The organism is Acinetobacter sp. CY17 (assembly GCF_059515825.1).
In genome coordinates this window covers 273,532-287,554 of record NZ_JCAKMX010000001.1, presented here as the reverse complement: position 1 = coordinate 287,554, position 14,023 = coordinate 273,532, and the positions used below count along the sequence as shown (strand labels likewise).

9 protein-coding genes are annotated in these 14,023 nt (G+C 42.0%); 5 read left to right on the top strand and 4 right to left on the bottom strand.

Going from position 1 to position 14,023, the window contains the following annotated elements; all coding sequences use genetic code 11:
• The 5 genes from AC5YCI_RS01450 to AC5YCI_RS01430 all read left to right on the top strand — a co-directional run.
• Positions 1–6,326: BapA/Bap/LapF family large adhesin (locus tag AC5YCI_RS01450; protein WP_496175125.1), on the top strand; the 6,326-nt coding region annotated here is incomplete at its 5' end.
• Positions 6,327–6,398: 72 nt separating this feature from the next.
• Entirely contained in the window at positions 6,399–6,767 is a 369-nt protein-coding gene (locus AC5YCI_RS01445; RefSeq protein ID WP_496129000.1) for a hypothetical protein, read from the top strand.
• 92 nt (positions 6,768–6,859) lie between these two features.
• Complete coding sequence (locus AC5YCI_RS01440; protein WP_496129001.1) at positions 6,860–7,456, top strand: IMPACT family protein; 597 nt, start codon at positions 6,860–6,862, stop codon at positions 7,454–7,456.
• The gene (locus tag AC5YCI_RS01435) at positions 7,449–8,066 is read left to right on the top strand and encodes a DapH/DapD/GlmU-related protein (RefSeq protein WP_496129002.1); all 618 of its coding nucleotides are present in this window, start codon (positions 7,449–7,451) and stop codon (positions 8,064–8,066) included. Before AC5YCI_RS01440 ends, AC5YCI_RS01435 begins: the two co-directional genes overlap by 8 nt.
• A gap of 83 nt (positions 8,067–8,149) precedes the next feature.
• On the top strand, positions 8,150–8,992 hold the full coding sequence (locus tag AC5YCI_RS01430; RefSeq protein ID WP_496129003.1) for a universal stress protein: 843 nt from the start codon (positions 8,150–8,152) through the stop codon (positions 8,990–8,992).
• A gap of 128 nt (positions 8,993–9,120) precedes the next feature.
• On the opposite strand, the gene AC5YCI_RS01425 is transcribed toward AC5YCI_RS01430, so the two are convergent.
• From AC5YCI_RS01425 to mutS, 4 genes are all read right to left on the bottom strand, one after another.
• Entirely contained in the window at positions 9,121–9,786 is a 666-nt protein-coding gene (locus AC5YCI_RS01425; RefSeq protein ID WP_122898154.1) for an O-methyltransferase, read from the bottom strand.
• 115 nt (positions 9,787–9,901) lie between these two features.
• Positions 9,902–10,627: a D-Ala-D-Ala carboxypeptidase family metallohydrolase gene (locus tag AC5YCI_RS01420; RefSeq protein WP_496175124.1), complete on the bottom strand. Its 726-nt coding sequence runs from the start codon at positions 10,625–10,627 to the stop codon at positions 9,902–9,904.
• Positions 10,628–10,762: 135 nt separating this feature from the next.
• Positions 10,763–11,086: a ferredoxin FdxA gene (gene fdxA / locus AC5YCI_RS01415; protein ID WP_004696359.1), complete on the bottom strand. Its 324-nt coding sequence runs from the start codon at positions 11,084–11,086 to the stop codon at positions 10,763–10,765.
• A gap of 201 nt (positions 11,087–11,287) precedes the next feature.
• The gene (gene mutS, locus AC5YCI_RS01410; protein ID WP_496129005.1) at positions 11,288–13,912 is read right to left on the bottom strand and encodes a DNA mismatch repair protein MutS; all 2,625 of its coding nucleotides are present in this window, start codon (positions 13,910–13,912) and stop codon (positions 11,288–11,290) included.
• Positions 13,913–14,023 lie beyond the last annotated feature (111 nt).

The window sequence follows — 14,023 nt, the reverse complement described above, 5'->3', positions numbered from 1 at the left end:
TGTCGATTGGCAATGGTGATGACTGGATTAGCCAAGCTGAAGTTAACGATGGCAAAGTTGCGGTGACCGTTGCTTTACCAGCAGATGCACAAGCAGGTGATACTGTTTCAGTGAACGGTGTTGAACATGTAGTGACTGCAGCGGATCTTAGTGCCAAACACGTGATCGTTGATGTTGCAATGGACGCAGCCCAAGGCGCTGAATTTGTAGCGACAGCGACCATCAAAGATGCAGCGGGCAACCTGTCTGCACCAGCGAATGACACAGCAGTGGTCGATCGCCAAGCACCAAGCGCACCAAGCGTGTCGATTGGCAATGGTGATGACTGGATTAGCCAAGCTGAAGTCAAGGATGGCAAAGTTGCGGTGACCGTTGCTTTACCAGCAGATGCACAAGCAGGTGATACTGTTTCAGTGAACGGTGTTGAACACGTAGTGACTGCAGCGGATCTTAGTGCCAAACACGTGATCGTTGATGTTGCAATGGACGCAGCCCAAGGCGCTGAATTTGTAGCGACAGCGACCATCAAAGATGCAGCGGGCAACCAGTCTGCACCAGCGAATGACACAGCAGTGGTCGATCGCCAAGCACCAACATTAACGCTTGAAGTACCTGAGTTAACCAATGACACGACCCCAGCGATTAGCGGTACAGGTGACAAAGGCGAAACAGTTAATGTTGTTATCAAAAATGCTGAAGGTGAAACTGTTGCAGAGCTTGAAACAACTGTCGATGCTCAAGGTAACTGGCGTGTCGATGCACCAGTACTCAAAGATGGTGAATACACAGTTACAGCAAATTCAACAGATGACGCAGGGAATAAAGCTGAAGCTGGTCCATTAAATACCATCATTCATACAGCTGAGCTATTTTTATTAATTGATGTTATAGGTTCGACTAATGACCTTACCCCAACCATTACTGGTAAAACAGATATAGGGAATAAGGTCATTGTTCAAATTCTTGATCAAAGTAAAAATATTGTCGGACAAGGTGAAGCATTTGTTGCAGCAGATGGTAGCTGGAGCTATACATCAGTTGAATTAGCTGAAGGTCATTATTATGTTGATGCCGTTGCAACTAGCATCTCAAATAAAACGACAACAGCAAATCGTGACTTTGAAGTAGATACAACAGCACCAGAATTAACTCTGAACGTGCCTGAATTAACCAATGACACGACCCCAGCGATTAGCGGTACAGGTGACAAAGGCGAAACAGTTAATGTTGTTATCAAAAATGCTGAAGGTGAAACTGTTGCAGAGCTTGAAACAACTGTCGATGCTGAAGGTAACTGGCGTGTTGATGCACCAGTACTCAAAGATGGTGAATACACAGTTACAGCAAATTCAACAGATGACGCAGGTAATAAAGCTGAAGCTGGTCCAAACGCACTCACACTTGATAGTACAGCACCTCAAGCTGAGATTTTGATTGATCCTATAACTGCCGATAACATACTCAATGCTGAAGAGCTTGAAGCGGACACTGTCAAAGTTCAAGGTCAAGTGACTGGCTTAAAAGATGGTGAAACAGCCCAAAGCATCAAAGTGACAGTGAATGGTCAACTTGTCGACGCTCAAGTGACGCCAGAAGGTGTATGGACCGCGATAGTACCAAGCGAGAACTTAGCAACAGCTAAGAACCCGATCATCGTTGAAGCCGTAGTCGTTGATCCTGCAGGTAATACTGCTCAGATCAGCAAAACAGCTGAGATCGTTGTAGATCGCCAAGCACCAAGCGCACCAAGCGTGTCGATTGGCAATGGTGATGACTGGATTAGCCAAGCTGAAGTCAAGGATGGCAAAGTTGCGGTGACCGTTGCTTTACCAGCAGATGCACAAGCAGGTGATACTGTTTCAGTGAACGGTGTTGAACACGTAGTGACTGCAGCGGATCTTAGTGCCAAACACGTGATCGTTGATGTTGCAATGGACGCAGCCCAAGGCGCTGAATTTGTAGCGACAGCTACCATCAAAGATGCAGCGGGCAACCAGTCTGCACCAGGCAAGGATCAAGCGGTTGTAGATACTCAGATTGCTTCAGCAGATGCCGTACATACGATTACTTCAATCGAAGGTGCGGATTTTGTTGTGAATGCAGATGAGTTAATGGATGGCTATGTAACCGTTACCGGTCAAGTCGCTTTAACACAAGGTGATTTAATCTCAGCTATTGAGTTAACGTTTACTGTTGCAGATCAAACTTATACAGTGAAACTCAATGCAGCTGATGACAACATTACTATTTTAAGTGATGGCTCTTGGACAGCGAATGTTGCAAATGATCTTATTGGATTAATTGATGGTCCTGCAGAGTTAACAGCCTATGCAACCGTTTACGATGCGGCAGGTAATACAGCGCTTGTGCAATCAAATACACAGAAATTTGATATCTCTGTAGGTTTGGCATTACCAGATGAACAAGCCTTTGACACTAAGCTTGAAGCTGATATAGCGCCAGTCATTAAAGTTGAATCATCACAGTTCTTGAATTTACTCGCTATCGATGACTCAATGAACGATGATATTCAGCAAGGTACAGTATTCACCATTGGTGATGCTACCAAACCAGCGCAAAGCTCAGATTCAATTGGCGCTGTAACTGTCTCCTTTAAGAGTGAGTCGTTATTAACAGTTGCTAAAGCCTATGGTGTGATTGTACAAAAACAAAACCCAGCTACAGGGGCATGGGAGATCTTTATGTCTGCGCCACTGGGTGGTGAAGGTGTAGTGGCATCCTTAGGGACACAATATGCACTTGGCGCAATTGATAACGGTACACATACATTAAGCTTCTATGGTTTACCTGAGGGTGAATACCGTGTGAGTACGTATGCCGATGAGAGCGCTTTAACTGAATTATTAACGGATATTGAGTTAGGTAATTTGGGGGCTGAAGGCACATTATTAGGTTCACAAAGTCAACAAGCTTTACTTGATACAGTTTCTAACTTACTCGGTGCCAAGAGCCCATCAACGCAAGGTCTGGTTGACCTACTAGGTGCAGTTCTTGGTGCAGCAAATGTTTTAACTAGTCCAGTATCGGTATTGCTGAATGCCTTGCTTAATCTACCTGTCATTAACGAAGTGGTTGGCTTGGTTGATAAACTTGTAGATAGCGTCGTCGCACCTTTAGTGTCGAATACCTTATCATTGCTTGAAAATATGACGGTGGAAGTTTCACATACAGAGTATTTCTATGCACCAGGTACAGTAAATGACAACGTGCTAGACAATGACTTTGGTGGTGCTGCTGATTTACAGGTAACGCATATTGCTAACCATTTGTTAGACGAAACAAAAAATCAAAATCTAACAGTAGACCCAAGTGTAGAAACCGGTACTCAAATTGTAGGTAAACATGGTGTACTCACGATTTGGTCAAATGGTGAATATAGTTATCAAGTCAACCCAACAGTGACACAGTCGGGTAAAACAGATGTATTTAGTTATACCGTGACCAATGGTAAAAATGTTCAAGAAAATGTGACCTTAACCATTGATATTAATGGCGGGGAACAAAGCAGCATTGAGGCAGTAAATGATGCTGTTGATCTAACTTTAATGGTAGATCCGACGGTTTCTGAACAAGCGCTGGCAAGTAAGAGTATTGTCAACGTGGCATATGTAGGCTTAGGTAGCGTTTTAGACCTAGGTGCAGTCAAACCTGAAAACCGTTTTGAAGTGAATGTTGCAGCGGATACCAAGCGTGAGATTACCTTTAAGGCACAAACAGGTGGTATACAACTGCTGGCTGACTTCGATCTATTTATTTATAAATGGAATGCTGAATTTGAACAATATGAGCTGTTTAGCCAAGAAGAAAGCTGGTTTGGTGCGGCATTACTTGGTGGTGTGTCTGATGAGTTAACTTATACCTTAGAAGAAGGTCAATATATTGCTTTATTAGAACCAACTCGTGGTGTCAACGTACTGTTTGGTTATACCTTAGAAACCACACAAGACTTGTTACTTGATTATGCCAACCCAATTGCAGTTGCAGGTCAGGCACAAGGCAACGTGATTAAGGACCTAAATTTAGAGGAAGGTTCAGCAGATTATGTGTTACCAACCACTTATGTCACGATGGTCAATGGACAAGTTGTACAGACGGATCAGTTGTCAGAGCTAACCATCATTGAAGGTAAATACGGTACTTTAACTATTTCTGCCAATGGGGATTACACTTATACCGCCTATAGCACCAAGAACTTTAACTATGGTGATGTAGATAGTTTTGAGTACACTATTTTTGATCCAACTTTGGGAACCAGCAGCACTGCAAAACTCAATGTGACTTTAGATTATATACCACGTAATCAAGATGTGGACACTGTAATTGCGGAGTTAACCATTGACCCAGGTGTAACGGAATATCCGAAAGTCAATGTCGCTAACCCAATTACCAATGGCGAAAATAAAACCACAGCATTTGGTGTGGCAGGTATTGGCTTAGGTAGTGTGGTTGATGCGAGTGTGATTGGCACTAACAAAGGCTTAAACATTACCGTAAAACAAGGTCAAATCGTGGATATGACCTTTAGTGCCACGGGTAGTTCAGTCGTCGGCTTAGGCAATGTATCTGACTTAGTCATCTACAAGAAAAACCCAACTACGGGTCAATATGAAATGTATCATGTCAATGAAAGTTTCTTAATTGTACCGTTGGCTGTATTAGGTATTCCGTTGGGTGGTATTCACAATGATCCTGAAACGGTGACTTTTGTTGAGGGTGAGTATGTGGCTTACCTGACGACAGGTGGAGTAAGTGTAGCGGGTGGTTCAACCTTAACAGCCGACAACATGACCGTATATGACTATAATCAAGTGAAAACATACCAAGGTGGTATTAGTGATGAGCTTGGTTTGAGCCCAGAATTTGCAGTAAGCACTGTAGATGGCCAAGACATGACGCCTGCAGGGGTTGTGGTAAAAGGCGATTACGGCACGATTACCGTTTATTCGGATGGTAGCTATAAATATGTTGTAGATAATACAGCAGTACCACCTAACTACGGTAAAGTGGACACCTTTAGCTATGTCATCAAAAACTTAGTGACGGGTGAAAGCGAAGTTGCCATCTTAAATGTCAAGTTAGGTACGGTTGATGCTAAGGCAGATACTGTAGATGCTGCAGGACAAGAGTTGTATACCACAGCTGTAATGATCAATAAGGTCAATGACGAAGCTGTTATATTTGACAAGTCTAGTGATATTACAGCCAATAAAAATGCAATTGGTCCAACCAACTCGAGTGGCGTTAAAATTACAGAAACCTTCAATATTCTAGCAAGTGATACAAATGCGAAGAGTATTGAACTGAGCTTGCAAACTTTAACTGAGATTTCAGGCTATGACGTCAAAGTCATTTACTCGATTATTCGTGTAAAAGATGAGTTGGGTAACACGATCAATGAAGTTGTGAAACAAGCGACAGTGACGGGTGAAACAACAGCAATTGCAACGGCAGAGTTGCATAATTTGGCTGCAGGTCAGTACCAAGTGGTATTAGAAGTACCAGGTCGTACATGGACACGTCAAAGCTATGGTTATGACATTAAAGTCAAAGAAGCCTATGTTGACCAATGGAGCACTGATCCAGAGGAAAACTATACTGAGCATCAGGTGAATGGTAACTTCCTTGCCAATGATATGTTGATGGAAGATTTGCTTGAGCAAACCATTGTTAAGTTTGGCAATAAAGTATTAGGTCTTGACGCTGCGCCTGATGCTAAAGAACCATCTCAAGAAATTGTAGTATTGGGGCAATACGGTAGCTTAACGGTGCGTGCTGATGGTAGTTACACCTATACGCCAAATGGTAAAGGTGGTGGTAAAGACATCTTTGTTTACGAAATCGTATCACCAACAGGTGAATCCGATAAAGCCACCATTGAAATCAATGTGGGTAAAAACGTACTGGGATCATCAAAGGCAGATATCGTAGAAAGTGGTGCAGCCAATGATATCTTTACGATGGGCGCTGGTAGCGACACGGTAATCTTTGATTTACTCGATCGTCAAGATGCGGTTGGTGGCAATGGTCTAGACACTTGGCAAGATTTCGAGTTAGGTAAAGGTGGTGATCAGATTGATGTTTCGGCATTGCTTGATCAATACAACTCAACTCTTAACCTTGGCAACTTTGTTAGCGTGACACAACAGGGCAAAGATACTGTGATTTCGATTGACCGTGATGGTAAACAATTCGAAGCTGATGGCAGTGTGAAGAAAGATCAATTTACTGATACTCAGTTGTTGATTCTAAAAGACACCACAGTCAGTCTTGATGAGTTAATCACAAACAACCAAATCCTTTACTAAGACCGAGGTCAAGGAAGCAGCATGCTGCTTCCTTGCTTAACTTTAACTTGCAAGATAGAGCGAGAATCTTACATGAAAAATATGTTACTAGGTCTAGGATTAGCCAGTATCAGTGTTGCCAGCTATGCTGAATTGCCACAGCAATTAAAAGGTCGCTATGCCTTAAATTGTCAGATGGAGCAAGCAGCGGAGTTGTCTTATATTCTAGGTGATCGAACCTTAGTGCGTTTGGTTGAAGGTTTAGCTACACCACATGTTTCTGTAGAGAAATCCTTACGTCAAGTACCTGAAAATTATCAAAAACTGCAAGTACAAAACTATGGTAAAGAACAAGTCACCTTTTATGGATTTGAGCAGCAGCATTATGCTTTTGTTGAGTCAAAACGATTATTCAGCTTTTTAAGACCTGACAATAAAGTGTTATTAAAGCAATGCTTATAAGCTGTTAAGCGTTGTGAAAAGAAGCGATTTTCTAAGGAAAGTCGCTTTTTTTTGGTTAAAATAGGCCACAAAGATTGTTTAAGATCAGTGCTATGTTTACATTAGCTGCGTCAGTACGCTATGAAGAAGAGATTAAAAAAAGTCGTTTTGAAGCGATTGCTGTACCTGTAGAAAGTGAGCAGGAAGTGAAAGATTTTTTAGACGCGGTTAAGGACCCAAGTACCACGCATCAATGTTGGGCATGGAAAATTGGCGTAAATGTGCGTTTTAATGATGATGGTGAACCTTCAGGCACAGCAGGGCGTCCTATTTTGGCCACCATTGAAGGCAATGATTTGACCAATGTATTGGTTTTGGTCAATCGTTGGTATGGTGGCATAAAACTCGGCACAGGGGGCTTGGTACGTGCTTATGGAGGCTGTGCAGGGCAATGTTTGCTACACGCAGAAAAAATTGAGCTAATTGAAAAAAAACACATTGCATTTGCCTGCCAATTTAATGAATGGGCGATTTTGCAGTATGAGTTGAAACAACAGCAGATTGAGTATCAAGAAGAATATACCGCCACAGGTGTAGCAATTCAGGCACGTTTACAAGTCCATCAAATTGAGCCTTTAAAAATTAAAATACAAGATGTCACACGCGGTCGTGAAGTGATGAAAATCATTGAGGACACAGCCCATGACTGAGATTGATCCATTACTTAAATACCGGGAACAACACAAGCAACGTTTAAATTATATGCCATGGCTGTATTATTCTTTAAAACCTAAACATCGGGCGTGGGCTGAAGCGTGGCAGCAAGAATACCAAGACTATTTAATGCAAATGGAAACGGTACACATTGGTAAAAACTGTTTTATCTCGCCGCTAGCACATATTTTTGCTGAGCGTGGTCGTGACATTGTGATTGGAGACAATACGTTTATTGCCGCCGATTGCACCTTACATGGCCCACTTGAGATTGGTCGTGAAGTTGCGATCAACCATCACTGTATTTTAGATGGCGGACGTGTTGGTATTAAGCTGCATGACCAAGTCCGTATGGCGGCATATTGTCATTTATATGCTTTTGATCATGGCATGGACTTAGATATGCCCATTTATCAACAGCCAGTACGCTCGCAAGGCATTGAAATTGGTCGTGATGTTTGGCTAGGCGCGCATGTTGGTATTAAAGATGGGGTAAACATTGCTGAACAAGCGATTGTAGGAATGAACAGTATGGTCACCAAAGATGTCGGGGCACGTGAAATTGTGGCAGGTAATCCAGCCCGTTTGATTCGTTATCGTGAATAAAACGCCATAGGTAAATAAAATATGTTAATTTAAGGGCAACAATTAAAAACATCCGCCACAAAAACATGCGAAGAGAGGCGAACATGAAACGCGTTATTGCCTGTATCGATTCATCACCCTGTGTCAATGCATTAGCTGATGCTGCAGCTTGGGTTGCCAAGCAAACCGGTCGCGAATTGGTCTTATTACAAGTTCTAGATTACTATCCAGCCAGTTACCATTTAGGTGAAATTAGTGGCGTCATTGGTTTTGAAAGTAATGCCATGTTACTCAAAGAGTTAGGAGAGCTTGAAGAAAAGCAAAGTGAATTGGCATTGAGCTATAGCAATAATTTACTCAAACATATTTCAGATTTAATTGCCTTTAAACATGGCATTAAAACCACGCATATTCAGGAAAAAGGTGATTTTTTAGAACAAAGCTTTAATGTATTACGCGAAGATGATTTCGTGTTAATTGGGCGGGTAGGTGAACGTGCTGCAGAAAAAAATAAGATCTTAGGCGGCAATGTTGAAAACTTTATTCGTGGTGCGCGCTGTGCCGTGATGACCGTGGGTGAAACATTTAAGCCACCGACACGTTTTATTTTTGCCTATGAATACTCGCCGACCTGCCTACAAATGATGAAACGCGTGGCAGAGAGTGATTTACTACGCACGCTACAATGCCATTTACTCTATGTTGGAGATCACCCAGAAATTCTCACCGAACCGAGTCAGTATTTACGTGAGCAAGGCTTAGATGTGGTGGTGGAATACCGTTATGGCGATGTGTCAGAAAATATTTTGGCGTATCAACAGCAACATGGCATTCAACTGATTTTATTGGGGGCCTTTAGTCACAGTAAAATTCATCAATTTTTCTTAGGTAGTATTACCACCAGTATTTTTAGGAACAGTAAAGTCCCATTGCTCGTGGTCAAATAAGCTGCTATAACTTTAAGATAGGGAAAAGTTATCCCAAAGTTATCCGCATTAATTGTGGATAACTTCGTGGATAATATTGTTAAATAGATGAAAAATATAACAAAAAACCAATAGGTTACTTTTTAATCTTATTTTACAATAGCTAAGGCAAAACCATCATGACCCTTTGAACCTACAGTTTGTAAAGCGGTACAAGAGAGAATTTTTGGATGATTTTGCATCAGGCTAAACATATCACGTAAGCCTTCAATACTTGGTTTTTTGTTATTTTCATCTAACAAAGCACCCGCACGAATCACGTTGTCTAAGAAAATCACGGTACCAGAATGTGAACGGGCTAAGCACAGTTCTAAATACTCTGGGTAACTTTGTTTATCAGCATCAATAAAGATAAAGTCAAAGGCTTCAGTGTCTTCAGGTAGGGCACGTAAGATATCCGCAGCACGACCACATTTAAGTTCAACCGTTGGTTTTAAATTGGCACGATCAATGTTTTCTTGACCCATTGCAGCATGGGTATCACGTCCTTCCATGGTTAAGATGTAGCCATCTTCAGGTAAAGCACGTGCCAGCCACACCGTACTGTAGGCGGCAAAAGTACCCAATTCCAACACGCGTTTGCAGTTGTTCATTTGAATCAACATTTGCAATAACATGCCTTGGTTGGCAGCAACTGCTAAATGATCTGGAAAACCATGCGCGGCGGTATTTTCTAAGGTTTGGGTTAAAATTGGGTCTTCAGGAATTAAATGTGATTCGATATATTGGTCGAGTTCAGTCCACATTTGTTGCATAGTCAGGGTCATCGTATCAATCATGCATGCATTTTAAACTTTTCCATCTAGAGTGCAATTTTTAAGAGGATGGTTGGGTAAATCTTAAGCAATAAAAAAGAGGTCATCGACCTCTTTAAAAATCACTATTGTAATTACACATCGAACTGTGGCGACTTAAATCGGGCCCCCAAGTACGGAAACCTTGGGTATCAATATGAATTTGTCCAGAGGAATACAGCCCTAAGCCCATATTAAAGCTTTGGCCATGCTGGCTCCAAAATTGACACAGTTTAAACTTAGTGGCTTCAATAAAGGCGTAATCTTCCGCGCGCGGATACTGTGGCCCAATTCGAAAATCAATCGCTGAGTTAAATAAATGCCGTGACGAGCTGGCGCCACCTGCGCATTTATTTAAGGTGAGATCACGATATACCGAAGTCACTTCAAAATCTGTTAGCACTTTAGAGGCCACTAAGTATTTAAACACCCGTAAGGTCGGGATTTGGTTATTCCAAAGTTCACGCGTGGGCACCATATACTCAGCACGCCCACACTTTTGCCAATCACGTGCAGTACGTAATAACTCATGCATGGGGATAATATTACCCACCTGATGACGCTGTAAAAATTGATCATAATCACGTGCTAAGCTTAAGTTATAGCTGACACTACTCCAATTATGATAAGAGTTAGGAATCACTTTGGGGGGAATAGGACGCTCAATAATAATTTTTTCACGCGGAATATAAATGCGTTTCCCGTCGCTGGTGGTGATCCCTTTTTTAGGACTCGCGCTACAACCAAGAATAACAAAAGGCACAATAGCGACCGCCAGTGCAGCCTTAACAAAATGCTTCATTCGGCAATTTTAATGATTATGAGTGTGAGCTTAAGTGTAATGCAAATTAAAGTGTAACAGCGCAAGTAATTGCAATGAAATGTGTAGTTTACGTATAAAAAAAGACCAGATTAACTGGTCTTTTTTACACAATACTTATTTTTCTAAATATTGTAATTTGTCTGCTTTACCGTTCCATTCTTCACGGTCAGCGGGTTGATCGCCAATTTGCGTGATATTTGGCCAAGTTTGTGACAATTCAGCGTTGAGCTCAATAAATACTTCCTGACCTTCTGGCAGTTCATCCTCAGAGAAAATTGCATTGGCAGGGCATTCTGGTTCACATAATGCGCAGTCGATACATTCATCTGGGTTAATAACCAAGAAGTTTGGACCTTCGTAGAAACAGTCAACAGGACAAACTTCAACGCAGTCTTGATATTTACATTTAATACAGTTTTCAGTGACAACAAAGGTCATGGCGACAGCTACCTAAAAAATATGCTTCGAATAACTAAGGTGTATTTTAGGCAAAAAACTCCTGAACTAACAATTCCTTTTATTGATATTTGTTATATATCCGGCTGCTTAGATTAATAAAGCTTAAAATTTGCTTAAAAAAAGCACAAAAAAGACAATCCGAAGATTGTCCTTTTTAAAATAATTGAATTTAAATGAGAATTACTCTGATTTAAGTAAGGATTTTAAAGCATAAAGTTGTTCTAGCGCTTGGCGTGGGCTGAGGTCATCCACATCAATTTCAGCTAAAGCAGCTAAGGTGGCAGATGGCTTAACGACTTCGACCACTCGCTCTAGCACTTGAGGCGTGTTCAATAAATCTGCTTGTGGTAATACAGTAGCATGACGCTGTTGTTGTTTTTCCAAGAGACTTAAACGTTGTTGTGCATCAATAATCACATGCTGTGGAATACCCGCAAGTTTAGCCACTTGTAAACCATGACTTTGACTGGCAGGGCCATGCTGCACTTTATGGAGTAAAATTAAGTTGCCATTGAGTTCTTTGGCCGTGACATGGTAATTGTCAATTGCCGTCTCTTGGCCTAATTCAGTGAGCTCGAAATAATGCGTGGCAAATAGACAGAGGCATTGAATACGTTGAGTTAAATCGAGCACACAGGCCCAAGCGAGAGACAAACCATCATAAGTACTGGTGCCACGACCAACCTCATCCATCAACACTAAAGATTGGTTGGTGGCATGATGTAAAATTTGTGAAGTTTCCGTCATTTCTACCATAAAGGTGGATTTACCCGTTGATAAGTCATCGGCTGAACCAATACGGGTAAAGATGCGATCAATTGGACCTAAAGTTGCTGCTTGTGCCGGCACATAAGAGCCGCAATAACCAAGCAGCGCAATTAATGCAGTTTGGCGCATAAATGTGGATTTACCGCCCATGTTGGGTCCGGTAATAATGGCCATACGATGGTTATAGTCTAGGCTGGTATCGTTAGGTGTAAAAGCGGCTTTACTTAAAGCTTCGACCACAGGATGACGACCGGCAATAATTTTGACTCCTACTTCAGGAGAAAATTCAGGCCGTGACCAATGGCGTAAACGCGCTTGATGGGCAAAGTTGCTAATTAAATCCAGCTGCGCAATGGCGCTGCTCATCATTTGCAAACTGCCAATATCTGCTCGAAGTTCTTCCAGCAAGGCTTCAAATAGCATTTTTTCCCGTGCTAAAGCACGTGATTCGCTGGATAAGACTTTATCTTCAAAGGCTTTCAGTTCTGGAGTGATATAGCGCTCAGCATTTTTAAGGGTTTGACGACGGATATAATGCTCAGGTGCTTGTTCTGCTTGGGCGCGGGTCAATTCAATATAATAGCCACTCACGCGGTTATAGCCGATTTTAAGCGTATTAATGCCCGTGTTTTGGCGTTCTTGAATTTCAAGATTAATGAGGAACTGCCCAGCATGATCACGAATTTGGCGCAGCTCATCCAGTTCGGCATCAAACCCCTCGGCAATGACGTTACCGTCACGTAATAACACTGGTGGATTTTCGACAATTGCCGCCATTAACTGTTGATATAAATCGTTAAAATCGCCCAATTCATGATTCAGCTGTGTCACTAGGTCAGAATGCTCACTAAGGCGTTGAATACTGTGACGCAACTCTGGAATTTGTGCACAAGCTTGGCGTAATTGCACCAAATCGCGTGGACGCGCTGTACCTAAAGCAACACGGCTCAAAACGCGTTCGATATCACCAATATCTTTGAGGACTAAACGCAGAGGCGCTTCAAAATAACCCTCGACACAGGCTTGAATCGCATCTAAACGTGCATCTAAAATTTTGCTGTCACGCATCGGTTGCATCAGTGTGCGATGCAGTAAACGTGCCCCCATGGCAGTTTGGCAGTCATTGACCAAATCAAACAGGGAAGTGCCATGCTCGAATAATGGCTCAACCAATTCTAAATTGCGCCGTGTGACGGGATCTAAGGCAATAAAATCAGAACTTTGTTCCAGCTGAATACTACGAATATGCGGTAATGCCGTTTTTTGGGTGTCTTTGGCATAATGAATTAAAGCCGCCGCTGCCGCTTTGGCTAGCGGTAAATGGTCAATTCCAAAACCAGATAAAGTGCTCACCGCAAACTGATCACATAAAGTTTTTTGGGCATTGTTTAAGTTAAAGTCTACGTTTGGACGTTTAGATACCGGACATTCTAATTGTTTTTTTAAGTTTTCAATCAGTTCTAAGTCAGCAAAATCTTCATCAATCACAATTTCGCTTGGCATTAAACGTGCCAGTTCAATGGCTAAATGTTCAGGCTGAAACTCGAGTTGTTGAACTTTAAAAATACCTGCACTTAAATCCAGTAACGCAATCCCAATTTGTTTTTGTTGTAAGCATAGCGCGACTAAATTAGAGGATTGATGACTATTGAGGAGTGCATCATCGGTTAAGGTGCCGGGCGTTAAAATACGCACCACTTGACGATCAACAGGGCCTTTGCCTGTGACTTCACCCACTTGTTCGCAAATGGCGACCGTGACGCCTTTTTTGACCAAACGCGCCAAATAACCTTCTGCAGAATGATACGGCACACCTGCCATAGGAATTGGATCGCCATTGACCTTGCCACGGTGAGTTAAGGTAATCCCTAATAGTTTTGCTGCTTGCTGCGCATCTTCAAAAAATAGCTCATAAAAGTCGCCCATGCGATAAAACAGCAATGAATCTTGATGTTGGAGTTTGACTTTAAAATATTGCTGCATCATCGGGGTAAGCGAAGATAAATTAGCAATTGCTGCTGCGCTGGAGCTACTCATAGATCAAAAAGCCTGAATGAAAGTCAAAAGGTCATAACGTAAGGGGTTAGTTTAGCAAAAATTAAAAACTGCTCAAAATGAATCATTGTGCGTTACGCGTCTGTAATTTAT

Coding starts and splice junctions, on each gene's coding strand:
- AC5YCI_RS01440 (WP_496129001.1), top strand. CDS start 6,860: ATGTTTACATTAGCTGCGTCAGTACGCTATGAAGAAGAGATTAAAAAA.
- mutS (WP_496129005.1), bottom strand. CDS start 13,912: ATGAGTAGCTCCAGCGCAGCAGCAATTGCTAATTTATCTTCGCTTACC.
- AC5YCI_RS01420 (WP_496175124.1), bottom strand. CDS start 10,627: ATGAAGCATTTTGTTAAGGCTGCACTGGCGGTCGCTATTGTGCCTTTT.
- AC5YCI_RS01435 (WP_496129002.1), top strand. CDS start 7,449: ATGACTGAGATTGATCCATTACTTAAATACCGGGAACAACACAAGCAA.
- fdxA (WP_004696359.1), bottom strand. CDS start 11,086: ATGACCTTTGTTGTCACTGAAAACTGTATTAAATGTAAATATCAAGAC.
- AC5YCI_RS01445 (WP_496129000.1), top strand. CDS start 6,399: ATGAAAAATATGTTACTAGGTCTAGGATTAGCCAGTATCAGTGTTGCC.
- AC5YCI_RS01425 (WP_122898154.1), bottom strand. CDS start 9,786: ATGCAACAAATGTGGACTGAACTCGACCAATATATCGAATCACATTTA.
- AC5YCI_RS01430 (WP_496129003.1), top strand. CDS start 8,150: ATGAAACGCGTTATTGCCTGTATCGATTCATCACCCTGTGTCAATGCA.